General features: G+C 71.1%; 22 protein-coding genes. 4 read left to right on the plus strand and 18 right to left on the minus strand.

All coding sequences use genetic code 11. The features are described 5' to 3' along the window. Nucleotides 1-15 precede the first annotated feature (15 nt). From OHU35_RS11265 to rsmH, 15 genes are all read right to left on the minus strand, one after another. The gene (locus OHU35_RS11265; RefSeq protein ID WP_115908676.1) at nt 16-300 is read right to left on the minus strand and encodes a YggT family protein; all 285 of its coding nucleotides are present in this window, start codon (nt 298-300) and stop codon (nt 16-18) included. 59 nt (nt 301-359) lie between these two features. Next, nucleotides 360-1001 carry a cell division protein SepF gene (locus OHU35_RS11270; RefSeq protein WP_184596554.1) on the minus strand — a complete coding sequence of 214 codons (642 nt, stop codon included), beginning with the start codon at nt 999-1001 and terminating at the stop codon, nt 360-362. Nucleotides 1002-1130: 129 nt separating this feature from the next. Continuing rightward, nucleotides 1131-1850: a YggS family pyridoxal phosphate-dependent enzyme gene (locus tag OHU35_RS11275; protein WP_405505249.1), complete on the minus strand. Its 720-nt coding sequence runs from the start codon at nt 1848-1850 to the stop codon at nt 1131-1133. A 6-nt stretch (nt 1851-1856) separates the two neighbouring features. Then, nucleotides 1857-2588 carry a peptidoglycan editing factor PgeF gene (gene pgeF / locus OHU35_RS11280; RefSeq protein ID WP_189729069.1) on the minus strand — a complete coding sequence of 244 codons (732 nt, stop codon included), beginning with the start codon at nt 2586-2588 and terminating at the stop codon, nt 1857-1859. A gap of 10 nt (nt 2589-2598) precedes the next feature. Next, the gene (gene ftsZ / locus OHU35_RS11285) at nt 2599-3792 is read right to left on the minus strand and encodes a cell division protein FtsZ (RefSeq protein WP_189729071.1); all 1194 of its coding nucleotides are present in this window, start codon (nt 3790-3792) and stop codon (nt 2599-2601) included. A 288-nt stretch (nt 3793-4080) separates the two neighbouring features. Further along, on the minus strand, nt 4081-4875 hold the full coding sequence (locus tag OHU35_RS11290; protein ID WP_405505250.1) for a cell division protein FtsQ/DivIB: 795 nt from the start codon (nt 4873-4875) through the stop codon (nt 4081-4083). Between the two features lie 26 nt (nt 4876-4901). Then, the gene (murG, locus tag OHU35_RS11295; RefSeq protein WP_189729075.1) at nt 4902-5999 is read right to left on the minus strand and encodes an undecaprenyldiphospho-muramoylpentapeptide beta-N-acetylglucosaminyltransferase; all 1098 of its coding nucleotides are present in this window, start codon (nt 5997-5999) and stop codon (nt 4902-4904) included. A gap of 6 nt (nt 6000-6005) precedes the next feature. Then, nucleotides 6006-7370 carry a putative lipid II flippase FtsW gene (gene ftsW, locus OHU35_RS11300; protein WP_189729077.1) on the minus strand — a complete coding sequence of 455 codons (1365 nt, stop codon included), beginning with the start codon at nt 7368-7370 and terminating at the stop codon, nt 6006-6008. 145 nt (nt 7371-7515) lie between these two features. Beyond that, nucleotides 7516-8955 carry a UDP-N-acetylmuramoyl-L-alanine--D-glutamate ligase gene (gene murD, locus OHU35_RS11305; protein WP_189729080.1) on the minus strand — a complete coding sequence of 480 codons (1440 nt, stop codon included), beginning with the start codon at nt 8953-8955 and terminating at the stop codon, nt 7516-7518. Beyond that, nucleotides 8937-10028 (minus strand): phospho-N-acetylmuramoyl-pentapeptide-transferase, encoded by a 1092-nt coding sequence (mraY, locus tag OHU35_RS11310; protein WP_189729215.1) that lies wholly within the window; start codon nt 10026-10028, stop codon nt 8937-8939. Before mraY ends, murD begins: the two co-directional genes overlap by 19 nt. Continuing rightward, a complete protein-coding gene (gene murF / locus OHU35_RS11315; RefSeq protein ID WP_405505251.1) occupies nt 10028-11443 on the minus strand; it encodes a UDP-N-acetylmuramoyl-tripeptide--D-alanyl-D-alanine ligase in 1416 nt (471 codons plus the stop codon). Before murF ends, mraY begins: the two co-directional genes overlap by 1 nt. A 28-nt stretch (nt 11444-11471) precedes the next feature. Continuing rightward, a complete protein-coding gene (locus tag OHU35_RS11320; protein WP_189729084.1) occupies nt 11472-12992 on the minus strand; it encodes a UDP-N-acetylmuramoyl-L-alanyl-D-glutamate--2,6-diaminopimelate ligase in 1521 nt (506 codons plus the stop codon). A 197-nt stretch (nt 12993-13189) separates the two neighbouring features. After that, nucleotides 13190-15148, minus strand: coding sequence for a penicillin-binding protein 2 (locus tag OHU35_RS11325; protein WP_308400962.1), 1959 nt, complete (start codon nt 15146-15148; stop codon nt 13190-13192). 271 nt (nt 15149-15419) lie between these two features. Next, nucleotides 15420-15869: a septum formation initiator family protein gene (locus OHU35_RS11330; RefSeq protein WP_189729088.1), complete on the minus strand. Its 450-nt coding sequence runs from the start codon at nt 15867-15869 to the stop codon at nt 15420-15422. Nucleotides 15870-15915: 46 nt separating this feature from the next. Further along, complete coding sequence (gene rsmH / locus OHU35_RS11335) at nt 15916-16872, minus strand: 16S rRNA (cytosine(1402)-N(4))-methyltransferase RsmH (protein WP_405505252.1); 957 nt, start codon at nt 16870-16872, stop codon at nt 15916-15918. A 372-nt stretch (nt 16873-17244) separates the two neighbouring features. Here rsmH and OHU35_RS11340 point away from each other — a divergent pair, with 372 nt between their 5' ends. From OHU35_RS11340 to OHU35_RS11355, 4 genes are all read left to right on the plus strand, one after another. After that, nucleotides 17245-17796, plus strand: a complete 552-nt coding sequence (locus OHU35_RS11340) for a carbonic anhydrase (protein WP_189729092.1) — start codon at nt 17245-17247, stop codon at nt 17794-17796. Nucleotides 17797-18088: 292 nt separating this feature from the next. Next, nucleotides 18089-19129, plus strand: coding sequence for a MoxR family ATPase (locus OHU35_RS11345; RefSeq protein ID WP_189729094.1), 1041 nt, complete (start codon nt 18089-18091; stop codon nt 19127-19129). Continuing rightward, on the plus strand, nt 19129-20490 hold the full coding sequence (locus tag OHU35_RS11350; protein WP_405505253.1) for a DUF58 domain-containing protein: 1362 nt from the start codon (nt 19129-19131) through the stop codon (nt 20488-20490). The genes OHU35_RS11345 and OHU35_RS11350 overlap by 1 nt, the downstream gene beginning before the upstream one ends. Next, nucleotides 20490-22883 carry a DUF3488 and DUF4129 domain-containing transglutaminase family protein gene (locus OHU35_RS11355; protein WP_405505254.1) on the plus strand — a complete coding sequence of 798 codons (2394 nt, stop codon included), beginning with the start codon at nt 20490-20492 and terminating at the stop codon, nt 22881-22883. Before OHU35_RS11350 ends, OHU35_RS11355 begins: the two co-directional genes overlap by 1 nt. A 122-nt stretch (nt 22884-23005) precedes the next feature. Here OHU35_RS11355 and OHU35_RS11360 read toward each other — a convergent pair whose 3' ends face one another. The 3 genes from OHU35_RS11360 to OHU35_RS11370 all read right to left on the minus strand — a co-directional run bounded on the left by OHU35_RS11360 (nt 23006) and on the right by OHU35_RS11370 (nt 25311). Further along, on the minus strand, nt 23006-23407 hold the full coding sequence (locus OHU35_RS11360; RefSeq protein WP_189729100.1) for a DUF3040 domain-containing protein: 402 nt from the start codon (nt 23405-23407) through the stop codon (nt 23006-23008). A gap of 279 nt (nt 23408-23686) precedes the next feature. After that, nucleotides 23687-24550: a methyltransferase gene (locus tag OHU35_RS11365; protein ID WP_405505255.1), complete on the minus strand. Its 864-nt coding sequence runs from the start codon at nt 24548-24550 to the stop codon at nt 23687-23689. Nucleotides 24551-24747: 197 nt separating this feature from the next. Next, nucleotides 24748-25311 (minus strand): SAV_6107 family HEPN domain-containing protein, encoded by a 564-nt coding sequence (locus OHU35_RS11370; RefSeq protein ID WP_359895453.1) that lies wholly within the window; start codon nt 25309-25311, stop codon nt 24748-24750. Nucleotides 25312-25362: the final 51 nt, after the last annotated feature.

A 25362-nucleotide genomic window follows, 5' to 3' on the forward strand; every position in this document is an offset into this window, starting at 1 on the left:
AGGTCACATCGCTCATCACAGCCGGCTCACGATCGAGATCAGGATGTAGACGATGATCATCAGTACGAAGAAGGACAGGTCTAGCGCCACGCCCCCGAGACGCAGCGGCGGAATGACCCGCCGCAGAAGCTTGAGCGGTGGATCAGTGACAGTGTAGGTGGCCTCCAGAACGACCACCATCGCCTTGCCGGGTTGCCATGAGCGGGCGAACTGGAAGACATAGTCCATGACCAACCGGAAGATGAGCACGATGAGGAAGCACATCAGCGCGATGTAGATGACATCCAAAACCACGCTCATGACCTGCGTTTCCCTCTCCCCTGTGCCCTGCTGGGTACTGCTGTTTCCGGTGGTGCGTCTCAGCTCTGGTTGAAGAACCCGCCCTCTGCGATGCGGGCCTTGTCCTCCGCCGTGACATCGACGTTAGCAGGCGACAACAGGAACACCTTCTGCGTCACCCGCTCGATACTGCCGTGAAGACCAAACACCAGACCAGCCGCAAAGTCGACAAGTCGCTTCGCATCTGTGTCATCCATCTCAGTCAGATTCATGATCACCGGAGTGCCTTCACGGAAGTGTTCCCCGATGGTACGGGCCTCGTTGTAGGTCCGTGGGTGGAGTGTGGTGATCCGGTAAGGCTCTCGTTCGGACACGACCTTGGGCATGATCACCGGTGCGTTCTTCTCCAGACTTGCGCGTTCTTGTGTGATGGATGCCACGGGCGCGATGCGCGCCGGGCGGCCGGATTCCGCGGGGAGCGAAGCGGAACGGGGGGCCGGCTCGCGAGGCACGGACGGCTGTACGACTCGTACCTCTTCGTCCCTTTGAGGCTGATGTGAGACGTGCGGCTGATGGGACGGCTCGTGCCGTCGGTGGTCCCGCTCGGGCTCCGGGTCCAGTTCGGGTTCGAAGTCGTCGTCGGGGTCGAATCCGCGGCCGTCGTACCCATCGTCCTCCACGAGGCCGAGGTAGACCGCCATCTTGCGCATCGCGCCGGCCATGCTCTGAGTCCTCCGCTCTGTGGTGGATCTGCTGACGACTGCCAAGTGCCTGCGATCCACGAGGTCCTTGAGTCCGCCTATCGGCGGCAATGACCATATTTTCTGCTGTGGTCCGACTTCCTGGCGACGTTACCCGAGCCTGGGGCGGACTCCGAGTACCGCGCTGCCGACGCGCACATGTGTCGCTCCGGCCGCCACGGCCTGTTCGAGGTCCGCACTCATCCCTGCCGAGACCATGGTGGCAGTCGGATGACTCCGGCGCAGGTCGGTCGACAAAACCATCAACCGCTCGAACGCCGCCTGTTCGCGTCCCGCATATTCGCCGGTGAGCGGTGCGACGGTCATCAGTCCGCCGAGCCGCAACCCCGGCGCCTCGGCCACGAGGCCGGCCAACTCCTCGATCCCGCCGGGGGCCACGCCGCCCCGCTCGCCCCTCGCGCTCTCCCCGGCGTCGAGCGCGACCTGGAGAAGACACCCCAGTTCGCGCCCGGTCCGGACAGCTTCCTTCGACAGAGCTGTGACGAGCTTGGAACGATCGACGGACTGCACGAAGTCCGCGTAACCGGCCACCGATCGCACCTTGTTGGTCTGGAGTTGACCGACAAAATGCCATGTAAGGGGCAGATCCGCACAGGCGGCGGCCTTGGGGGCCGCGTCCTGGTCGCGGTTCTCGGCGACATGCCGCACCCCGAGTTCCGACAGCACGCGCACATCGCTCGCCGGATAGGTCTTGGTGACCACGATCAGGGTCACTTCCTCGCGCCCCCGGCCGGCGGCCGCGCACGCGTCGGCGATGCGCCGCTCAACATTCGCCAGATTCGCGGCGAGTTCGTCCTTACGGTCCGTCATGCCCTATCAGTCCAGCCACACATAGCCCGCGAGTCGACCGGTGGTGCGGTCGCGGCGGTACGAGAAGTGATCGTTCGACTCCAGCGTGCACACCGGAGACTGCGCCCGGTCACGCACCCCGAGCCGTTCGAGCTGGGCGTGCACTCCGGCACTCACGTCGACCGCCGGAGTGCCCCAACTGGTCTCGGCGTACGCCGCCGGCTCGACGGCGGACACCTCGGCGCGCATCGCCTCGGGCACTTCGTAACACCGGCCGCAGACGGTGGGCCCGGTGCGGGCGACGATCCGGGAGGGCTCGGCGCCCAGTTCGGTCATCGCGCGTAGCGCGGCCGGGACGACCCCGGCGATCATGCCGGGCCGGCCCGCGTGAGCCGCCGCGGCGATCCCGGCGACCGGGTCGGCGAGCAGGACCGGCACGCAGTCCGCGGTGAGCACGGCGAGGGCGAGCCCCCGCTTCACCGTGACGATCGCGTCGACCGACGGGATCTCGGACGAAGATCCCCACGGCCGGTCCACCACCGCCACGTCGGCCCCGTGCACCTGGTTCATCCAGACCACCCGGTCCGGCTCGACACCCAGGGACTTGGCGGCCAGGTCCCGGTTGCCGCGTACGGCGTCGGGGTCGTCGCCGACCGCTCCGCCGAGGTTGAGCTCCTCATACGGAGCGGCGCTCACTCCGCCCCACCGGTCGGTGAAGCCGAAGTGCGCGCCGCCCACGCTCTCGCGCTGTCCTATCACGTCAGGAGGATCACTTAAGGAAGTCCGGTACGTCCAGTTCCTCGGCCGCGCTGTCCGAGTAGGTCCGCGGCGCCGGCGGGACCGGCGGGGCGACCGGGATGTCGTTGACCGGCTCCGGAGCGGGCTCCGGGTCCTCCTTCGGGGTGACGCTGCCGAGCGAGCCGAAGGACGGGCGGCTCTCGGTCTGCCGTGCCGGGGCCGGCTCCTCGCGCTTGGCCGAGGACGAGCCGAGGACGTTGTCCCGCTTGGACGGCGGCTGGCCGCCGTCGAAGCCGGCCGCGATCACGGTGACCCGGACCTCGTCGCCGAGGGCGTCGTCGATGACCGCGCCGAAGATGATGTTGGCCTCGGGGTGAGCGGCCTCGCTCACCAGCTGGGCGGCCTCGTTGATCTCGAACAGACCGAGGTCGCTGCCGCCGGAGATGGAGAGCAGCACACCGCGGGCGCCGTCGATGGACGCCTCCAGCAGCGGCGAGGAGATCGCCATCTCGGCCGCGGCCACCGCGCGGTCGTCGCCGCGCGCCGAGCCGATGCCCATCAGCGCCGAGCCCGCCTCGGACATGACCGACTTGACGTCGGCGAAGTCGAGGTTGATGAGGCCAGGGGTGGTGATGAGGTCGGTGATGCCCTGGACACCGGAGAGCAGGACCTGGTCGGCCGACTTGAAGGCGTCCAGCACCGAGACCTGGCGGTCCGAGATGGACAGCAGCCGGTCGTTCGGGATGACGATGAGGGTGTCGACCTCTTCGCGGAGCTCGGCGATGCCGTCCTCGGCCTGGTTCGCGCGGCGCCGCCCCTCGAAGGTGAACGGACGCGTGACCACACCGATGGTGAGAGCGCCGAGCGAGCGGGCGATGTTGGCCACGACGGGCGCGCCGCCGGTGCCGGTGCCGCCGCCTTCACCGGCTGTCACGAAGACCATGTCGGCCCCCTTGAGGACCTCCTCGATCTCCTCGCGGTGGTCCTCGGCGGCCTTGCGGCCCACGGCCGGGTTGGCTCCGGCGCCGAGTCCGCGGGTGAGTTCACGGCCGACGTCCAGCTTGACGTCGGCGTCGCTCATCAACAGAGCTTGCGCGTCGGTGTTGATGGCGATGAACTCGACGCCCTTGAGACCGACCTCGATCATCCGGTTGATGGCATTGACACCACCGCCGCCGACACCGATGACTTTGATGACTGCGAGGTAGTTCTGCGGTGCTGCCACGTCGAAGGCCTCTCGCCTCGAGTTACGTGTCGCCGAATCACCGTGACGCACTGCGCCCCGCGACCCGACGACTGATGCCGAATGGGACGGTCCGTATCGCCGACCCGAACCCTAACCCTGAAGTTTAGGGTTACCAGTGTGTCTGTTCCTTGGAGTCTTCTGAACAGGACACTAAGTCGACAAGTGGCGCACGTTCAACGAACACGCCGAACCTCCCGTTTTTCTTTTCACCCTATGTGATCAGCCGTAGCACTGCCCAACCAGGGTGCTGGCCTGCGCGGATGTGCGTCAACTCGCTGATGACGCGGGCGCGGTGGGAACACTCACGTCGAAGTAGCGCGCGCCGGGCGAGGCTTTCATCAGGGCGGTGAGCGTACGGGCCTTGACCGCGCCCTTCTCGCTGCTGCCCCAGACGACCGTGCGGCCGTCCCTCAACTCCAGCGAGATGTCGTCGTAGGAACGGACCTTGACGGCCTGTGTGCCGCGGGCGACGGCGGCCGGAACCGCACGGGCGACGACGACCGCCTCGCGCACCAGCCGGGACTCGCCGAAGCGGCGCAGGCTCGCGGCGGCGGAGCTGGACCGGGACAGCGTCAATTCCAGTGCGGGCACGCCTTTCGGCGCCTCGGACACCGTGGCGAAACGGACACCTTCATCGTCCACTTCGACGAACTTTCCGCCCTTTTGGACAATCAGAACCGGAGTCCGCTCGACCACTTTCAGCCCGATTCCATCGGGCCAGGAACGGACCACGTCAACCGAGTCAATTCGGGGCAATTTCCGGCGCAGTCGTGTCTCGATCGCTTCGGTGTCGACGGAAATCAGCGGCTTCCCGAGGGGAACGTCGGCGGCGGCCCGGACCTGAGCCGGAGTCAGGACCCTGGTGCCCGACACGGAGACCCGCTCGGCACGCAGCCAGTCGGAGCCGTAGAACAGCCACACCGTCGGGAAGCCGAGGAAGACCAGGGCGAGGCCCAGGATGACAATCACACGAAGCCGGGCCCGCCTCGACCGCGGTCGGGGTGGCGGACCGGACGACTTCCGCTGGCGTTCACCGCGCTCGGCGGTGGTCGATCCGGCCACGCTCCCCTGCCTTCCGTCATACAGTCCTAGCGGTGTGCACGACTGGCGGCGATCGCCTCGTACACCATGCCGACGAGCAGGTCGTCGGCGTCCCGGCGGCCGAACTCGGCGGCGCTGCGGGACATCTGGTACAGCCGGTGCGGGTCGGCGAGCACGGGCAGGACGTTCTGCTGGACCCACTCGGGGGTCAGCTCCGCGTCGTCGACCAGCAGACCGCCGCCGGCCTTGACCACCGGCTGGGCGTTGAGCCGCTGTTCGCCGTTGCCGATGGGCAGCGGGACGTAGGCGGCCGGGAGCCCGACGGCGGAGAGTTCGGCGACGGTCATCGCGCCCGCGCGGCAGAGCATCATGTCCGCCGCGGCGTACGCGAGGTCCATCCGGTCCAGATAACTTACCGGGATGTAGGGGGGCATTCCCGGCATCTGGTGGACCTGCGGCAGTTCGTTCTTCGGACCGACCGCGTGCAGGATCTGGATTCCGGCCTGCTGGAGCCAGGGCGCGACCTGCTGGACGACCTCGTTCAGCCGCCGGGCACCCTGGGAGCCGCCGGTGACCAGCAGCGTGGGCAGGTTCGGGTCGAGACCGAAGGCGGCCCGGGCCTCGGGGCGTACGGCGGCCCGGTCCAGGGTGGCGATGGAGCGGCGCAGCGGGATGCCGATGTAACGGGAGTTGCGCAGCTTGCTGTCCGGGGTGGAGACGGCGACCTGGCTTGCGTAGCGCGAGCCGATCTTGTTGGCCAGGCCCGGGCGGGCGTTGGCCTCGTGGATGACGATCGGCACGCCGAGGCGCTTGGCCGCGAGGTAGCCGGGCAGGGCGACGTAGCCGCCGAAGCCGACCACCGCGTCCGCCTTGGTGCGCTCCAGGATCTGCTCGGTCGCCTTGATCGTCCCGCGCAGCCGGCCCGGGACGGTGATCAGCTCGGGGGTGGGCTTGCGCGGCAGCGGTACGGCGGGGATCAGCGCGAGTTCGTACCCACGCTCGGGTACGAGACGTGTCTCGAGGCCGCGCTCCGTTCCCAGGGCCGTGATGCCCACGCTCGGATCCTGCCTGCGCAGGGCGTCCGCGAGGGCGAGCGCGGGCTCGATGTGGCCCGCGGTTCCTCCGCCGGCGAGTACGACATGCACCGAAATTCACCGCTCTCCGGACGAGCGCGCCGCCGAGGCACGTCGTCGCATCGTGTTCCATCTCCGGGGACTCCGAATGGAACCGGTGCCCCCAGCCCCCCGCTTTCTACCAAAGCGGGGTTGCCGCATCGCAAGCGCCGCCCGCGCAGCGGGCTCGTCGCGTGCGAAGGCGATCAGCAGCCCGATGGCGAACATGGTCGGCAGCAGGGCTGATCCCCCGTAGGAGAACAGCGGGAGGGGGACGCCGGCGATCGGCAGCAGACCGAGCACCGCACCGATGTTGATCACGGCCTGGGCCGTGATCCAGGTAGTCACGCCTCCCGCGGCATACCTCACGAAGGGGTCCTCCGTGCGTCCGGCCACGCGGATACCCGCATAGCCTAGAGCCGCGAAGAGGGCGAGTACCGACAGCGTCCCCGCCAGGCCCAGTTCCTCACCGGTGACGGCGAAGATGAAGTCGGTGTGGGCTTCGGGGAGTTGGCCCCATTTCTCCACACTCGCACCCAGCCCGGAGCCGAAGATTCCGCCCGAGGCCAGGGCGTAGATGCCGTGTACGGCCTGCCAGCAGTCGACGGGGCCCGACTGGGGTTCGGTGGCGCCGAGGCACTGCAGTCGGGCCATGCGGTTGGCGCTGGTCTTGATGAGGATCAGGCCCAGCACGGCGGCGATCGACAGCACACCGGCGAACAGCCGTGTGGGCGCGCCGGCCAGCCAGAGCAGGCCGAACAGGATGGCTGTGAGAATGATCGCCGTGCCCATGTCGCCGCCGATCATGATCAGCCCGAGCAGCATGAAGGCGGCCGGCACCAGCGGGACGAGCATGTGCTTCCACTGGGTCAGCAGCTTCTTGTCCTGCTTGCGGGCGAGCAGGTCGGCGCCCCACAGCACGAGGGCGAGCTTGCCGAACTCGCTGGGCTGGATCTGGAAGGAGCCGCCGACCGCGATCCAGTTCTGGTTGCCGTTGACCGACACTCCTATCCCCGGGATCTGCACCAGGGTCATCAGGAAGACGGCGCCCGCGAGGATGGGGTAGGCCAGCGCCCGGTGCAGCTTCACCGGCATCCGTGAGGCGGCGAACAGCAGTCCGGCGCCGATCACCGCCGCGAGCAGCTGCTTGCGGAAGAAGTACGAGCCCGGCAGTGACATCTGCAGCGCGGTGATCTGGGAGGCCGAGTAGACCATCACCAGCCCCAGCACCGTGATCAGCAGGCTGCCGCCGAAGATCAGATAGTAGGCGGTCAGCGGCCGGTCCCAGCCCCTGCGCGCCCGCAGGTACAGGGCCAGGACACCGCTCTCGCGCGCGGCCCGGGGCGCGGCGGGCCGACGGACGGGCCGCTGAGCGGGCGGCCCTCCGGTACGGCTACCGGGCATGGACGGCTCCTGCGAGAGCGCGTGGCAGGGGTGGGGGCGTCGGCCCCCGGTCGGCGGCGGGTGTCCGCCGGTTCGTCTCGGGCCACATCCGAGTCACGCGTCCCTCCATGGGTCCCGAAGCACCCGTCGTGGCCGAGACCGACCGTCAGGTGCCCGCGCCGAGTTCGCGAACCGCCTCCGCGAACGCGTCACCACGCTTGTTGTAGTTGGTGAACATGTCCATCGAGGCGCAGGCCGGGGCCAGCAGCACCGTGTCGCCGGGCTGTGCGAGCCGCCGCGCCTCCTGGACAGCCTGGAGCATCGCCCCAGTGTCGGTCCGGTCGAGGTCGACGACGGGTACTTCCGGGGCGTGTCGCGCCAGGGCTTCGCGGATGAGCGCCCGGTCCGCGCCGATCAGCACGGCCCCGCGCAGCCGCCGCGCCGACTTGGCCACCAGCTCGTCGAAGACGGCACCCTTCGCGAGCCCGCCCGCGATCCACACGATCGGCTCGTACGCCGCCAACGAGGCTTCCGCCGCATGCGTGTTGGTGGCCTTGGAGTCGTCGACGTACGCGACGCCGTCCACGTCGGCCACGTGCGCGATGCGGTGGGCGTCCGGGGTGAAGGCCCGCAGACCGTCCCGTACGGCCTTGGCGGGCACGCCGTAGGCCCGGGCGAGGGCCGCCGCCGCGAGGGCGTTGGCGATGTTGTGCGGGGCCGGCGGGTTCACGTCGGCGACCTCGGCGAGCTCCTGGGCGTTCTTCTGCCGGTCCTCGACGAAGGCGCGGTCGACCAGGATGCCCTCCACGACACCGAGTTGGGAGGGCGCGGGCGTGCCGAGGGTGAAGCCGACGGCCCGGCAGCCCTCCTCGACGTCGGCCTCGCGGACCAGGTCCTCGGTCGCCTTGTCGGCGACGTTGTAGACGCAGGCGACGTGATTGCCCTCGTAGATACGGCCCTTGTCGGCGGCGTACGCCTCCATGGAGCCGTGCCAGTCGAGGTGGTCCGGGGCGAGGTTCAGCACGGCCGCCGAGTGGGCGCGCAGCGACGGCGCCCAGTGCAGCTGGTAGCTGGACAGCTCCACGGCGAGCACGTCGTACCGCTCCTCGCCGAGCACCGCGTCCAGGAGCGAGACGCCGATGTTGCCGACGGCGGCGGTGCGCAGGCCCGCCGCCTCCAGGATCGACGCCAGCATCTGGACGGTGGTGGTCTTCCCGTTGGTGCCGGTGACGGCGAGCCACGGGGCCGCGTCGGGGCCGCGCAGGCGCCAGGCCAGTTCGACATCGCCCCAGACGGGGACGCCCGCCCGCTCGGCCGCCGCGAACAGCGGCTTGTCCGGCTTCCAGCCGGGCGCGGTGACGATCAGTTCGGAGCCCTCGGGCAGCGTGTCGCCGTCGCCGAGGCGCACGGTGATGCCGAGCGCCTCCAGCTCGGCCGCCTGCGCCCGGGCGCGCTCGTCGGCGCCGTCGTTGACGACCGTGACGATCGCACCGAGGCCGTGCAGCACCTTGGCCGCCGGGACGCCGGAGACGCCGAGCCCGGCGACGGTGATGTGCTTGCCCTGGAATGCGAAGGGCTCCGAGGAGGTCACTTGTCCGCTGCCCATCCTGCATAGAAGAGGCCTAGTCCGACGATCACACAAATGCCCTGAATGATCCAGAAGCGGACCACGACAAGCACTTCGGACCAGCCCTTGAGTTCGAAGTGGTGCTGGAGTGGCGCCATCCGGAAGACGCGCTTCCCGGTGAGGCGGAAGGAGCCGACCTGGATCACCACGGACATGGTGATCAGGACGAAGAGGCCGCCGAGGATGGCGATCAGCAGCTCGGTGCGGGAGCAGATCGCGAGGCCGGCGAGCACACCGCCGAGCGCGAGCGAACCGGTGTCACCCATGAAGATCTTGGCCGGCGAGGTGTTCCACCACAGGAAGCCGAGGCAGGCGCCCATCAGAGCGGAGGCGACCACCGCCAGGTCGAGCGGGTCTCTCACCTCGTAGCAGGCGCCCGGGTTGGTCAGCGTCTGCGCGTTGGCGCAGGACTCCTGGAACTGCCAGACGCCGATGAAGGTGTAGGCGCCGAAGACCAGCACCGAGGCGCCGGTGGCCAGACCGTCCAGACCGTCGGTCAGGTTCACGCCGTTCGACATGGCGAGAATCATGAACAGCGCCCAGACCACGAACAGCACGGGGCCGATCGTCCAGCCGAAGTCCGTGATGAACGACAGCTTCGTGGAGGCGGGGGTGTTGCCGCGGTTGTCCGCGAACTGGAGCGACAGCACCGCGAACCCGATGCCGACGATCAGCTGGCCGGCCATCTTCGCCTTGGCCCGCAGACCCAGCGAACGCCGCTTGACGATCTTGATGTAGTCGTCGAGGAAGCCGACCAGGCCCATGCCGACCATCAGGCCGAGCACCAGCAGACCCGAGAAGGTCGGCGCCGCGTCGGCCTCCGGGTCCAGATAGCCCGTGATCACCTTGGCCAGGAAGTACGCGGCGACCGTCGCGAAGATGAAGGCGATACCGCCCATGGTCGGCGTACCGCGCTTGCTGGCGTGCTCGCGCGGGCCGTCGTCGCGGATGTACTGGCCGTAGCCCTTGCGGGCGAGCAGCTTGATCAGCAGCGGGGTGCCGACCAGGGTCAGGAAGAGGCCAATGACTCCTGCGAACAGGATCTGCTTCATCATCGGGCGGAAACCTCACCCTCGGCACCGGACTCGATGAGCGCCTGCGCCACGCTCTCGAGACCGACCGAACGGGACGCCTTCACGAGCACGACGTCCCCCGGGCGCAACTCGCTGCGCAACAGGTCGACCGCCGCCTGTGCGTCGGACACGTGCACCGACTCCTCACCCCACGAACCCTCGTTATATGCGCCCAGTTGCAGCCAGGCGGCTTCCCTGCCACCGACCGCGACGAGCTTGCTGACGTTGAGCCGGACGGCGAGCCGCCCGACCGCGTCGTGCTCGGCGAGAGCCTCGTCCCCGAGCTCGGCCATCTTGCCGAGCACCGCCCAGGTCCGCCGCCCCTTGCCCATCGCCGCGAGCGCGCGCAGAGCGGCTCGCATGGACTCGGGGTTCGCGTTGTAGGCGTCGTTGACGATCGTCACGCCGTCCGGGCGCTCGGTGACCTCCATCCGCCAGCGGGAGAGGGAGCCCGCCTCGGAGAGCGCCACGGCGATCTCGTCTGCGGACATGCCCAGTTCGTGGGCGACGGCGGCCGCGGCGAGCGCGTTCGACACGTGGTGCTCACCGTACAGGCGCATGGTCACGTCACTTGCACCGGAGGGTGTGTGAAGCCTGAACGAGGGCTGTCCGGTGTCCGTGAGTCGCACGTTCTCGGCGCGAACGTCCGCTTCGCCGGACTCTCCGAAAAAGATCACCTTCGCCTTCGTACGGGAGGCCATGGCCCGTACGTAGGGGTCGTCCGCGTTGAGGACGGCGGTCCCGCCCTCGGCTTCGGACGGCAGGGCCTCGACGAGCTCGCCCTTCGCCTGGGCGATCTGCTCACGGCCGCCGAACTCGCCGATGTGGGCGCTGCCGACGTTGAGGACGAGGCCGACCTTCGGGGGCGTCAGACCGGTGAGGTAGCTGATGTGCCCGATGCCCCGGGCGCCCATCTCCAGGACGAGGAACCGGGTCTCCTCGGTCGCGCTGAGCGCGGTCAGCGGCAGTCCGATCTCGTTGTTGAGGGAGCCGGGCGTGAACACCGTCGGCGCCTTGCTCCGGAGCACCTGTGCGATGAGGTCCTTGGTGCTGGTCTTGCCCGCCGAGCCGGTCAGGGCGACGAGGGTGGCACCGAGACGTCGTACGACGTGCCGCGCGAGGGCGCCGAGGGCCGTCTGGACGTCGTCCACGACGATCGCGGGCACGCCGACGGGCCGGGTGCCGAGCACGGCCACCGCTCCCGCCTCGACGACCGCCGCCGCGTAGTCGTGTCCGTCCACGCGCTCGCCGGCGAAGGCGGCGAACAGGCTGCCCGGCACCGCCTCGCGGGAGTCACGGATGACCGGGCCGGTGACCTGGACGGACGGATCCGGTATGTCGTGCGTCTGCCCGCCGACGACTTCTGCGATCTCGGCGAGGGAGAGGGCGATCACAAGTTCATCCCCTGGGTCTTCTGGATTTTCATCCCTGGGTCTTCTGGATGGCTTCGCGGAGCACCTGGCGGTCGTCGAAGGGACGGACCACCCCGGCGATGTCCTGGCCCTGCTCGTGGCCCTTGCCCGCGACCAGCACGGTGTCGCCGGGTTCGGCGCGGGCGACGGCGGCGGCGATCGCGGCGGCCCGGTCCTCGAAGACCTGCACCTCGCCGCGCTCGTGCGCGGGCACGGACGCCGCGCCCTGGAGCATCGTGGCGAGGATCGCGAGGGGGTCCTCGCCGCGGGGGTTGTCGGAGGTCAGTGTGGCGGTGTCGGCGAGCCGGGCCGCCGCTGCGCCCATGGGCTCGCGCTTGGTCTTGTCCCGGTCGCCGCCGCAGCCGAGGACGATGTGCACCTTGCCCTCGGTGACCTTGCGCAGGGCGCGCAGCACGGACTCGACGGCATCGGTCTTGTGGGCGTAGTCGACGACCGCGAGGTAGGGCTGTCCGGCGTCCACGCGCTCCAGGCGGCCCGGCACGCCGGGTACGGCGGCGACACCGTCGGCGGCGGCCTGCGGGTCGAGGCCGGCGACGGCGAGGGCGACGATCGCGGCGAGGGTGTTGGCCACGTTGAAGGGACCCGGCAGCGGCGACCTGGCGCTGATCCGCTCGCCCTTGGGCCCGATGACGGTGAAGGTCGAGTCCAGCTGGCCGACCTCGACGTCCTCGGCGCGCCAGTCGGCGTCGGGGTGGCCCTCGGCGGAGTAGGTGACGACCGGGACGGTGGCCTCGTTCGCCAGCCTGCGGCCGTACTCGTCGTCGACGTTGACCACGCCGAGTTTGCCGCGTTCCGGCGTGAACAGCTGCGCCTTGGCCTGGAAGTAGTCCTCCATGCCGGAGTGGAACTCCATGTGCTCCGGGCTGAGGTTGGTGAAGACGCCGATGTCGAAGACACAGCCGTCGACCCGGCCGAGGACCAGGGCGTGGCTGGAGACCTCCATGGCGACCGCGTCGACGCCGCGCTCGCGCATGACGGCGAACAGGGCCTGGAGGTCGGTGGCTTCGGGAGTGGTCCGCTCGGACTTGATGCGCTCGTCGCCGATGCGCATCTCGACCGTGCCGATCAGGCCGGTGGACCTGACGGTCTTCAGGCCGCCCTCGACGAGATAGGCGGTGGTGGTCTTGCCGGAGGTACCGGTGATCCCGATCTGGAGCAGGTCCCGGCCGGGGTGGCCGTAGATCGTGGCGGCCAGCTCGCCCATCCGCGCGCGGGGGTCTTCGACGACGAGGACCGGCAGCCCGGACTCCGCGGCGCGCTCCGCGCCGGTGGGGTCGGTCAGCACGGCGGCCGCGCCGAGGCCGGCGGCCTGCGTGACGAAGTCGGCGCCGTGCAGCCGGGCGCCCGGGAGAGCGGCGTACAGGTCGCCGGGGCGCACGGCACGTGAGTCGTGGGTGATGCCCGTGACCTCGGCGGCGCTGTCCGGCGCGGGGGCACCCAGCTGATCGGAGAGTTCCGCGAGGGGTGTGGCGGAGACCTGCACCGGCCTGGGCGGCCCGGGGTATGTCACGGGATGGCCCTTCTGGGTGGTTTGGGACTGATCAGCGTGTGGCACGGCGGTGAGCGTACCGGGCGTACCCGCCTCCGGGCGAAGTGAGGGGGCGGCAGCGCTCTGGTTCCCGGGGTCGGGGGTGATCGTTGTCACGGGGGCGGTCCTGGTGGCTCGGTGGTGCTCGGTGCTGATCAGGGCTCGGGGTTCGGTTCTGGTCAGTTCTGGAAGGAGACGGGCAGCTTCGCGGCCTTGGCTCCGGTCGGCGGGACCTGGAGGGACTTCAGTGCGAACTCCATGACCTGCTTGTAGACGGGGCCGCAGATCTGGCCGCCGAAGTAGCTGCCCTGGGTGGCGTTCTGGATGGCGCAGTAGACGGTGACGCGGGGCTTGTCGGCGGGGGCGAAGCCGGCGAACGACGAGGTATAGCCGTGGTACTTGCCGGTGGCCGGATCCACGCGGTTGGCCGTGCCCGTCTTGCCCGCGACGCGGTAGCCGGGGATGCGCGCCTTGGTGCCGGTGCCCTCCTCGTCGTCCACGACGGACTCCAGCATCTGGGCGAGGGTCTTCGCCGTCTTGGCGCTGACGACCCTGTTCTTCTTGGGCTCGGGGGCCGGGGTGAAGCGGCCTTCGGGGCCCTTGGTGCCGCGGACGAGGGTGGGTTCTACGCGGACGCCGCCGTTGGCGATGGTCGAGTACACGGACGCCGCCTGCATGGCGTTGAGGGAGACGCCCTGGCCGAAAGGAATCGTGTACTGCTGCGAGGTCGACCACTTGTCGGGCGGGGCGAGGATGCCCTTGGTCTCGCCGGGGAAGCCGAGGCCGGTGTAGCTGCCGAGGCCGAACTTGCGCAGGTAGTCGTAGAGGACCTTGTTGGACTGGGCCTGGGTCTTGCCGAGCTGGCCGGTGGCGAGGATGGTGCCGATGTTGCTCGACTTGGCGAGGACGCCGTTGAGCGTCAGGTACCAGGTCGGGTGGTCGATGTCGTCCTTGAAGAGCCGATCGCCGCGGTGCAGCCGGTTGGGCACGACGACGTGGGTCATCGGGGTGGCGGTGTTCTCCTGGAGGACGGCGGCCATCGACATGACCTTGGCGGTGGAGCCGGGCTCGAAGGCGTCCTGGACGGCCGCGTTGCCGAGCGCGGCCGAGTCGGCGTCGGACAGGTCGTTGGGGTCAAAGCCGGGTGAGTTGGCCATGGCCAGGATCTGGCCGGTGCGGGTGTCCTGGACGATGACGTAGCCGCGGTCGGCCGCGGACTCCTTCACCTGGTCGGTGATGGCCTTCTGGGCGGCCCACTGGATGTCGCGGTCGATGGTGAGCTCGACGTCGCTGCCGGGCACGGCGGGTGTCTCGGTGGAACCCACGGTGGGGACGAGACGGCCGCCGGACTGGGCGTAGCGGATCTTGCCGTCCTTGCCGGCCAGCTGCTTGTCCAGCTGGAGTTCGATGCCGCCGCCGGGCTTGCCCTCGCCGTTGACCCAGCCCAGTATCCCGGCGGCGAGGTCGCCGTTGGGGTACACGCGCTTGCTGGTTCCGACGGAGAAGACGCCCGCGAGGACGTTGTGCGCGTTCTTCTCCGTCTCCGACTTCTTCGCCAGCGCGGACTTCAGGTCCTTGATCTGCTTCCAGACCTGCGGGGTCTGGCGGGAGGCCAGCTTCGTGTAGCGCAGGGACTTGTTCTCCGGCCGCAGCTTCTTGACCAGGGCCTCCTGGTCCTGGCCCAGGATCGGCGCGAGGAGCGCGGCGGCCTGCTCGGGCCCGTCACCGATCTTCAGGTGGTCCGGGGCGAACATCGTGGGGTCGGCCGTGATGTCGTAGGCGTCCTCACTGGTCGCCAGGGCCACACCGGACCGGTCGGTGATCTCACCCCGGTCCGCGGCCAGCACCTGCCCGACGTAGCGGTTCTGCTCGGCCTTGGCGGCGTAGGTGCTCGCGTCGACGGCCTGCACCTGGAACAGCCGTACGACGAAGGCGATCATCACCAGCGTCAGCGCGAGCCCGACCAGGCGCAGCCGGGGCCGGGGGCTGCCCAGCCGCAGCGGCCGGGGCGCCCCAGGCCGGGCCTGGGCCGGCCGCCGGGCCGGACGGACACCGGGGCCGGGACGCCGCCGGGCATCGGGCCGAGCGGGCCTGGCGGGGCCGGGCACGCGGCGGCGCGGGGGTTCCCTGTCGGACACTTCCGTCACCTGCCGGGGGTCGGAGCGGTCTGGGGGCGGACGGACACGGCGGCGGGCGGGCGGCCGGGCGGGCGCCGCGCCTCGGGGCCGGCGGCGCACAGCGGCGACCGCCGGGCGGACACCCGAGCCACCCGGCCGAAGACCCGAGCCGCCGCGAGCCCGCGAGCGGAAACCGCGCCGAGGGCCGGACGAACGCCGGGATCACGGCGGCAGAGGGGCCCGGTGAGACCCGGTACCCGGCGGCGCGAGGGTTCCCTGTCGGACACTTCCGTCACCTGCCGGGGGTCGGAGCGGGGCCGTTGGGCATGGCCTCGGGGGCGAGGACCAGGGGGATGTGCGCGGCGCTCTGCCAGGCGCCGGGGGCGGCGCTGGGGACGCCCTTGACGGTGCCGTCGCGGTCGAGGAAGGCGGGGTCGCCGCCGGGCACCATGCCGAGCTCGCGGGCGCGGCGCTGGAGGGCCTCGGGGGCGGAGTAGGCGTCGATGTCCCGCTGGAGGGCCTGTTCCTCGTCGGTGAGGCTCTTGGTCTCGCGCTGGAGGTCGTCGAGCTTGAACGCGCCTTCGCTGAGGGCCGAGTTCAGCACCAGGAGGCCGATGAGACCGCCGCCGAGGAGGAGGACCACGAGGAGCACGAACGGCATGCGGGCCGCCTGCGCCTTGCCGGTCGGGAAGAGCCGCGCGAGACGTGCCGCCCTCCCCTTCAGTTCGGGTTTGCTGCTCACGCACGCTCCCTCGGGTCCGGAAACACCCGGCCGCCCTGCACGTGGCTCACTCGACGTCCTCTCTGATGCGCTGCGCCCCGCGCAACCGCGCCGGTGCCGCGCGCCGGTTCTCGGCGATCTCCTCTTCCGTGGGGAGTTCGGCACCGCGCGTGAGCAGCTTGAGCCGCGGCTGGTAGCGCTCGGGCACGACGGGCAGTCCGGGCGGCGCGGTGGTGGCGGCGCCCGCCGCGAACACGTGCTTGACCAGCCGGTCCTCCAGCGAGTGGTACGACAGCACCGCGATCCGCCCGCCCACGTCGAGCGCCTTCACGGCGGCCGGGATCGCCCGCTCCAGGACGGAGAGCTCGCCGTTGACCTCGATGCGCAGCGCCTGGAAGGTGCGCTTGGCCGGGTTGCCGCCGGTGCGCTTGGCGGCCTGCGGCAGGGCGTCCCGGATCAGCTCGACCAGCCGAGCGCTGTTGCTGAACGGCTCCTTCTCGCGCTCGCGCACGACCGCGGCCACGATCCGCTTGGCCTGCTTCTCCTCGCCGTACGCCCGGAGGATGCGGACGAGTTCGCCCGGCGGGTAGGTGTTGAGGACCTCGGCGGCGCCGGCGCCGGTCGTCTGGTCCATCCGCATGTCGAGCGGGGCGTCCTGGGCGTAGGCGAAGCCTCGGTCGGCCTCGTCGAGCTGCATGGAGGAGACGCCCAGGTCGAACAGGACACCCTGCACGCGCGCGATGCCGAGCTTGCGCAGCACGTCGGGCAGTTCGTCGTACACGGCGTGGACGAGGGTGGCGCGCTCCCCGTAGGGCGCGAGGCGCTCGCCGGACAGGCGCAGGGCCTCCTTGTCGCGGTCGAGGGCGACGAGCCGGGCCTCGGGGAACCGCTCGAGGAGTGCCTCGCTGTGGCCGCCTAGGCCGAGGGTGCAGTCGACGACCACCGGGCCCGGGCCCTCCAGGGCGGGTGCCAGCAGGTCCAGGCACCGCTGGAGCATCACCGGAACGTGTCGACTCTGGCTCAAGGGGGCCTCTCAGATCCGGCACGGGCTTACGCACCGCCGGGTCCCCGCCCGCTGCTGAAGGGGAGGTCCGCCGGCGCCGGAAGCGTCAACCGACCGGGAGCGGGAGGAGGCCGAGCCGTACGTACGCGCCGCGCACGTGGGGAGATCGCCGGGCGTCGCCGGGTCTCCGGGAAAATCAGTCCAGCGGGGAGAGTCTCGCCTCCCGCTTCGCGTCACTTTAGTCCACCGTGTCTCCCGGTCAATCAACCGGCCTGCGCGTCGCGACCGGCAGGCACACCACCCTTGTGGGTTACCTCACTACAAGGTCCGATGGCGTTCTTTGTCCTCTCTCACAGCGAGCCCGGAACAGTCGTGACCAGTACCGTCATGGATATGACGACTTCTGCATCAGTTCCCATGGGTTCGGAGAGCGCCATAGCCGGAAGCGGCACCGTCACGGACCGTATCGTCGACGCCAACACCCGGTACGCCGCCGACTTCGGCCATGCCGGGATGGACGCCAAGCCCGCCCTGCACGTGGCCGTCGTGGCCTGCATGGACGCCCGCCTCGACCCGCTCGCCACGCTCGGCCTCGAGCTCGGCGACTGCCACACCATCCGCAACGCCGGCGGCGTCGTCACCGACGACGTGATCCGCTCCCTCACCATCAGCCAGCGCAAGCTGGGGACGCGGAGCGTCGTCCTCGTCCACCACACCGGCTGCGGCATGGAGACCCTCACCGAGGACTTCCGGGGCGACCTGGAGGCCGAGGTCGGCCAGCGCCCGGCCTGGGCGGTGGAGTCCTTCCAGGACGTCGACCAGGACGTACGGCAGTCGATGCGGCGCGTGCGCACCTCGCCGTTCCTGCCGCACACCGACGACGTCCGCGGATTCGTCTACGACGTCGGGACCGGCCTGCTGCGGGAGATCGACCCCGCCTCCTGACCTGGTCACCCACTCCTGGTCACCACCCCGGAGCCGGCCTCGCGCAGCTGTCGAAAACCTGTCAGTCACACGTTCGAAAGGGTCGCAAGGCCGACATATCGCGGCCAGTTATCCACAGTCGAGTGACACGAATCGGTAACGGCAGCAAGAATGCGGGAGTGACGTCACGCTGAGCGTTTCACGCGTGGTGTCCGTGGTTCGGGGTGGGCCGGCGCGCGTCATGCGGCGTCGGCCCGGGAAAATGGGGTATCCCGTGCTCCCTGGGAGCACGGGAAAGGCCGAGGAGGGCCGGGTGACGACCTATGACGATCGAGCGAGCCTCACTGATCTGACCGCCGTGGTGGAGCGGGTGCGGGAGTCGGTGGAAGGCGTGATCGAGGGCAAGCCCGAGGTCGTACGGCTCTCGCTGACCGTACTGCTGGCCGAGGGACATCTGCTGATCGAGGACGTCCCGGGTGTCGGCAAGACGATGCTCGCCAAGGCACTGGCGCGGTCCATCGACTGCTCGGTGCGGCGCATCCAGTTCACGCCCGACCTGCTGCCGTCGGACATCACCGGTGTGTCCATCTGGGACCAGCAGCGCCGTGACTTCGAGTTCAAGCCGGGCGCGATCTTCGCGCAGGTCGTGATCGGCGACGAGATCAACCGCGCCTCGCCCAAGACGCAGTCCGCGCTCCTGGAGTCGATGGAGGAGCGCCAGGTCACCATCGACGGCAGCAGCTACGAGCTGCCCAGCCCCTTCATGGTGGTGGCGACGCAGAACCCCGTCGAGATGGAGGGCACCTACCCGCTGCCGGAGGCCCAGCGCGACCGTTTCATGGCCCGGGTCTCGGTCGGCTACCCCAGCGCGGAGGCCGAGTTGCAGATGCTGGACGTGCACGGCGGCGTCTCGCCGCTGGAGGACCTCCAGCCCGTGGCCCACGCGCACGAGATCCTCAAGCTGATCGAGGCGGTGCGCGGCGTGCACGTCGCCGACCCGGTCCGGCGCTACGTCGTGGACCTGGTCGGCGCCACGCGCACACACCCCGACCTCAGACTGGGCGCCTCCCCGCGCGCGACGCTGCACCTGCTGCGCGCGGCGAAGGCGTCAGCGGCCCTCAGCGGCCGGGAGTACGCGCTGCCGGACGACGTGCAGGCCCTGGCCGTCGCCGTCCTGGCCCACCGCCTGCTGCCCACCGCCCAGGCCCAGCTCAACCGCCGCACCGCCGAGCAGGTCGTCGAGGAGATCCTGCAGCGCACGCCGGTACCGGCGGCGCCCCAGCAGCAGAGCGGCCTCGGCGGCCTGGGCCGCGGTGTGCCGGCGTATCCCCAGCAGCCGCCGCGGAGGCTGTGATGACCACCGCGGGGACGGGGCACGCGGAGGCCGACCGGGACGAGAAAGGCGGCATCCGCACCGCCCTGGCCGGTCTGACCACCCGCGGACGCTCCTTCCTGGCCGCCGGCGTCGCGGCCGCCGTCTGCAGCTATGTGCTCGGGCAGAGCGACCTGCTGCGCGTGGGCCTGCTGCTGGCGGTGCTGCCGCTGGTGTGCGCGACGGTCCTGTACCGCACGCGCTACCGGGTCGCGGGCAGCCGCCGGCTCTCCCCCGCGCGCGTGCCCGCCGGCAGCGAGGCCCGGGTCCACCTGCGGATGGACAACGTCTCGCGGCTGCCCACGGGCCTGCTGATGCTCCAGGACCGGGTGCCGTACGTGCTCGGTCCCCGGCCGCGCTTCGTGCTGGACCGGGTGGAGGCGGGCGGCCGCCGCGAGGTGTCCTACCGGGTGCGCTCCGACCTGCGCGGGCGCTACCCGCTGGGCCCGCTCCAGCTGCGCCTGACCGACCCGTTCGGCATGTGCGAGCTGACCCGGTCCTTCTCGACGTACGACAACCTGACGGTGATCCCGCGCGTGGAGCCGCTGGCGCCGGTGCGCCTCAGCGGTGAGGCGAGGGGGTACGGCGACGGGCGGCAGCGTTCGCTCGCGCTGGCCGGCGAGGACGACGTGATCCCTCGCGGGTACCGCCACGGCGACGATCTGCGCCGCGTGCACTGGCGCTCCACGGCCCGCTACGGCGAGTTGATGGTGCGCCGCGAGGAGCAGCCGCAGCGCGCCCGCTGCACGGTGCTGCTCGACACCCGGGGCATCGCCTTCCAGGGCGCGGGCCCGGACGCGGCCTTCGAGTGGGCCGTGGCGGGCGCCGCGTCCGTGCTGGTGCACATGCTCGAACGCGGCTTCTCCGTACGGCTGTTGACCGACACCGGCAGCGCGGTGCCCGGCGAGGGCGGCGACGGCTTCGCGGGCGCGAGCCAGGGGTCGGCGGACGCGGCCGGGCTGATGATGGACACCCTCGCGGTGATCGACCACTCCGACGGCGAGGGCCTGTCCCGGGCCTACGACGTGCTGCGCGGCGGGAACGAGGGGCTGCTGGTGGCCTTCCTCGGCGATCTGGACGAGGAGCAGGCGGCCGTGGTGGCCAGGATGCGGCAACGCGGCGGAGGTGCGGTCGCCTTCGTGCTGGACAGCGAGACCTGGATGCGGGAACCGAGTGACGTGCCCGGTCCGTTGGACGGGAGCGGGGAGCGGCTGCGCATGCTGCGCGAGGCGGGCTGGACGACCCTGGGCGTGCCGCGGGGGGCCTCACTGGACGACCTGTGGCGACAGGCGGACCGGGAGCGCAGAGGCGTGGCAGCGGCCGGCGGCGGGGAGGGACCGTGATGAGCGGGCGGATACGACTGACGCTGGGCGCGTGGGCGGCCACACTGACGGCCGCGTGCGCCCTGCTGCCCCTCGTCAAACCGGCCACATGGATCGTGCAGGCGGCCTTCCTGCTGGGCGTGCAGGCGGGCGTGGGTGCCGCGGCCCGCAGGGTGCCGCTGGCCCGGCCGCTGACGGTCGCGGCGCAGGCCGTGGTCACGGTGTTTCTGCTGACGTTCGTGTTCGCCCGTGAACAGGCCCTCGCCGGTCTGGTCCCGGGGCCGGAAGCCCTCGACCGCTTCGCGATCCTGCTCCGGCAGGGCGGGGACGACATCGCGCGGTACGCGATCCCGGCCCCCCTGGAGTCCGACGGCATACGGCTGATGCTCATCGGCGGGGTCCTGATCATCGGGCTGCTGGTGGACACCCTCGCGGTGACCTTCCGCAGCGCCGCCCCGGCCGGGCTGCCGCTGCTCGCGCTGTACTCGGTGGCCGCGGGGCTGTCCGACGGGAGCACGGACTGGCTGTGGTTCCTGGTCGCGGCGGCCGGCTATCTGATGCTGCTTCTGGCCGAGGGGCGGGACCGCCTCTCCCAGTGGGGCCGGGTCTTCGGCGGGGCCTCGCGGACGGCCGGAGGGGAGCAGAGCGGCGCGGTCGCCCCGGTCCGCACCGGCCGGCGCATCGGCGTGGTCGCGCTGGGCATCGCCCTGGTGGTCCCGCTCGGCCTGCCCGCGATGAACGGCGGCCTGCTGGACTCGGTGGGGGCCGGCGCCGGCTCCGGCGCGGGCGGCGGAGGCACGATCTCCGCCGTGAACCCGCTGGTGTCGCTGCGGGACAGCCTGAACGCGGACGAGGACCAGCAGGTCCTGTCCGTGAAGACCGAGATGCCGGACGTCTCGGACCTGTATCTGCGGATCGTGTCCCTGGACGACTTCGACGGCACCACCTGGAAGCCGTCCCGGCGGTCCATCACCGCCCTCCCCGACGGCACCTTCCCGACGCCGGTCGGCCTCGGCCCGGACGTGAAGCGCACGGAGGTCGACACCACGATCACCGCGGCCGACTGGTACGCCCAGGACTGGCTGCCCATGCCGTACCCCCCGAGCGGGGTGAACATCCGGGGCAACTGGCGCTACGAGCCCCTGGGCATGACGCTGGTAGGCGACCACGGCCAGAACACCCGAGGCCTGACGTACCAGGTCAAGAGCCTGGACGTGGAGCCGACGGCGGAGCAGCTGGCCTCGGCGCCGGAGCCGCCGGCGTCCATCAGGCGCGATTTCACCAAGCTGCCCGACTCGCTGCCGTCGGTGGTGGCGAGCACGGCCCGCAAGGTCACCGAGGGCGCGGCCGACCCGTACGACCAGGCGGTCAAGCTGCAGGACTGGTTCGCCGTGACCGGTGGCTTCGAGTACGACACCCAGGTGCAGGTCGGCAGCGGCTCGCAGGCGATCGCCCGCTTCCTGAAGGACAAGCAGGGCTTCTGCGTGCACTTCTCCTTCGCGATGGCGGCGATGGCCCGCTCCCTGGGCATACCGGCCCGGGTCGCGGTGGGCTTCGCGCCCGGTTCCCCGCAGGCGGACGGCTCGGTGTCGGTGGGGCTTCGGGACGCGCACGCCTGGCCCGAGCTGTACTTCGAGGGCGTGGGCTGGACCCGCTTCGAGCCGACTCCGAACCGCGGCTCGATGCCGTCGTACACGCTGCCGGACGACCCGGGCAGCTCGGTGCCGGACGCGGCGCGCCCGTCCGAGACGTCGTCCGCCGCGCCCTCCGCGACGCCCTCGGCGCGCGAGAGCTGCACGCCGGAGCAGAAGAAGCTGGACGGCGGGTGCGCGAGCGAGTCCCCGCAGGCGGCGCTGCCCACGGACGACGACGGCCCGAAGTGGTACGCGATCCTGGCCTGGGCCCTGGCGGGCCTCGCCGCCCTGGCGCTCCCCCTGGCCCCGATGCTGTGGCGCCTGCGGACGCGCACGGTCCGGCTGGGGGCGCATGGCCGCGGCGAGGCGGACGCTGCGCTGTACACGCTGGCCGTCTGGCAGGAGCTGACCGACACCGCGTGGGACTTCGGCATCACGCCGGACGAGTCACAGACCCCGCGCAAGGCGGCCGCCCGCATCGTCGGACTGGGCGGGCTCGATGCGACGGCCGCGGCCTCGGTGCACCGGGTGGCGAACGCGGTGGAGCAGGTCCTGTACGCGCCCCAGCCCCGCCCGACGGCAGGCATCGCGGACGACGTCCGCCGTGCGACAGCGGGTCTGAGCGCCGCGGTCGGCAGGGGCGCCAGGCTCCGCGCGGTCCTCGCACCGCGCTCCACCGTGCGCGTGGTGTGGACGGCGTCGGCCTGGTGGTCGGGGGTGCGGGAACGCGTCCTGGCGATGCGGCCGACGTGGCGGAAGGCCTCGGGGCAGCAGGGCTGAACCCGCTGAACCCATGGCATGCGGCAACGGCATGCGTCAGGGGGTGACCACCGAGTCGGTGGTCACCCCCTGACGTGCGTCTTCGTGTAGTCCCGGAGAGCTGTGCTCCGGGACTGGTGGGACTAGTGGCCGCCCTGTTCGTCGCGGCGCTTCTGCCAGCGCTGCTCGATGCGGTCCATCATGGAGCGGCGCTGCCGGCCGCCCTGGCGGCGGGCTTGCGGTCCGGCGGCACCTGCCGCCTGTTCGCCCGGCTTGGGGGCCTTGCGCCAGCCGGTCACGGCGAGCACCGCACAGCCCAGCATGACGAGGAAGCCCACGACGCTGAGCCAGACCTGCTTGGCGACCATACCGGCCATGAGGAGCGCAATACCTACGAGGAAGCCCGCGACCGCCTGGTAGACCCGTCGCCGGGTGTACGTACGCAGCCCGCTTCCCTCGAGCGCCGTCGCGAACTTGGGATCTTCGGCGTACAGCGCTCGCTCCATCTGCTCGAGCATGCGCTGCTCGTGCTCCGAGAGCGGCACGGAGTCCTCCTCATCGTGCAGTCGCCGGGGCGACCCGGGGGGTCTCTTCAGGATAGGCAGGGAATCGCCCCCGTGAAACCCGCCCCTCTGCGCCAACTGACCAACCGGAACCCGCCATGGACGTCCCGGCTCGCTGAGGCTTCCATTCCCCGGCGGCCGACCCGTCATGCCGGAACGGTCTCCCTCGATCATACGGCGCCAAGCCCCCATTCGGGGGGCCTGTGGCGTACTCCATGCACAGTCAAGGCGCTGATCAGGGGTGGTAGCTCACGAAGCGGCTCAGGCCTCGACTGCCCCACCGGTCTCGCCGGCCCCACCGGTCTCAGCGGCCCCACCGGTCTCACCCAGCACATGCAGCTGCGTGGCCACCGAGTGGAAGGCCGACAGCTCGGCCGCGGCCTCCTCCAGCTTCAGCAGCGCTTCCAGGGCTCCGGGCTCGGTGTCCACGAGGACGCCGGGCACGAGGTCGGCGAAGACCCGCACGCCGTGCACCGCGCCGACCCGCAGGCCCGCGCCCTCGACGAGTCCCGTGAGCTGCTCGGCGGTGAAGCGGCGCGGCACGGGGTCACCCGCGCCCCATCGGCCGTTCGGGTCGTCGAGCGCCTGCTTGGCCTCCTTGAAGTGACCGGCGAGGGCGCGGGCGAGCACGGCACCCCCGAGACCGGCGGCGAGCAGGCTCAGGACGCCCTCCGGGCGCAGGGCGGCCACGGCGTTGCGGACGCCCTCGGCGGGGTCGTCCACGTACTCCAGGACGCCGTGGCACAGCACCACGTCGTAGCCGCCGCGCTCGGCCACGTCGAAGAGGCCGTGGGCGTCGCCCTGCACGCCCTTCACCCGGTCGGCGACGCCGGCCTCGGCGGCACGGCGCTCCAGGGCGAACAGCGCGTTGGGGCTGGGATCGACGACGGTGACCCGGTGGCCGAGGTGGGCGGCGGGCACCGCGAAGTTGCCGCTGCCGCCTCCGGTGTCGAGGACGTCCAGCGACTCCCGGCCCGTGGCCTTGACCCGGCGTTCCAGGGCCTCCTGGAGGACCTCCCAGACCACGGCCGTACGGAGTGAGGCGCGAGATCGAGAAGGGCCGGAGCGCAGCGATGTCGGCTGAGGGTGGTGGTGGGAGACGGGTGGGCGCATCGGGTCCGACACGGCAGTTGACTCCTCGGCGCGGCACCGCCTCTTGCGCGGCGGAGCGAACGGGGTGCCTCCCCCGGCCCCGGCTGCGGGGAGGGAAGACTTTCAGGCATCCCCCACCCTATTGCCTCGGACGCGGCAGCCCGCATGAGCGGTCCCGGCATGGACTCGAGCCGGTGCCGGCCGGGCGGATCCGGAGCGCCCGTACCCGGTCAGCCGGCGTCCGGCATGTCCCTCCCCGCGCCGGGATCCTCCGGCCGGTCCCGGTCCGGGCGCGGCTGCGGGAGGACCGGCTGGAGGACCAGCATGCGCTCGACGAGGCGGAGGAACATCGCCACGTCGCGTATCAGGTCGTCGGCGTCCCGGACGCTCGCCGCGCCCTGGATGCCCGCCTCGGCGCGGGCCCGGCGCCGGGCGCCGGCGGCGAACAGCGCGCTCCACTCGGTCAGTTCGGGTGCTATCTCGGGGAGCACTTCCCAGGCGCTCCGGATCTTGGTCCGGGCCCGGGTCGAGGTCTCGGGCCTCCCCCGGGCGGCGAGGACGGCGGCGGCGGTGCGGAGGGCGGCGAGGTGGGCCGTCGCGTAGCGCTCGTTCGGTGTCTCCAGGGCGGTGGCCTCGTCGAGACCGGAGCGGGCCTGGGCGAGCAGGTCGAGGGCGGCGGGCGGGGCCGTGGTCCGGCGCAGCACGGGGTGTACGTCGCTCGCCGGGCCGGTCAGTGAGGGGGCAGGGCCGGTGGCGCGGCGCCGGCGGGCGGCTGCTGCGTGATAGCTGGCCATGACGAACCTCCTGTCGTCGTGTGACGGCGGCTCCTCCCACGGAGTGCCGTA

The sequence above is a fragment of the Streptomyces purpurascens genome (assembly GCF_045040895.1).
Classification (GTDB): Bacteria; Actinomycetota; Actinomycetes; order Streptomycetales; family Streptomycetaceae; genus Streptomyces; species Streptomyces purpurascens.

Coding starts and splice junctions, on each gene's coding strand:
- OHU35_RS11265 (WP_115908676.1), bottom strand. CDS start 300: ATGAGCGTGGTTTTGGATGTCATCTACATCGCGCTGATGTGCTTCCTC.
- OHU35_RS11270 (WP_184596554.1), bottom strand. CDS start 1,001: ATGGCCGGCGCGATGCGCAAGATGGCGGTCTACCTCGGCCTCGTGGAG.
- OHU35_RS11275 (WP_405505249.1), bottom strand. CDS start 1,850: ATGACGGACCGTAAGGACGAACTCGCCGCGAATCTGGCGAATGTTGAG.
- ftsW (WP_189729077.1), bottom strand. CDS start 7,370: ATGCCCGGTAGCCGTACCGGAGGGCCGCCCGCTCAGCGGCCCGTCCGT.
- murD (WP_189729080.1), bottom strand. CDS start 8,955: ATGGGCAGCGGACAAGTGACCTCCTCGGAGCCCTTCGCATTCCAGGGC.
- mraY (WP_189729215.1), bottom strand. CDS start 10,028: ATGAAGCAGATCCTGTTCGCAGGAGTCATTGGCCTCTTCCTGACCCTG.
- OHU35_RS11340 (WP_189729092.1), top strand. CDS start 17,245: ATGACGACTTCTGCATCAGTTCCCATGGGTTCGGAGAGCGCCATAGCC.
- OHU35_RS11350 (WP_405505253.1), top strand. CDS start 19,129: ATGACCACCGCGGGGACGGGGCACGCGGAGGCCGACCGGGACGAGAAA.
- OHU35_RS11355 (WP_405505254.1), top strand. CDS start 20,490: ATGAGCGGGCGGATACGACTGACGCTGGGCGCGTGGGCGGCCACACTG.
- OHU35_RS11370 (WP_359895453.1), bottom strand. CDS start 25,311: ATGGCCAGCTATCACGCAGCAGCCGCCCGCCGGCGCCGCGCCACCGGC.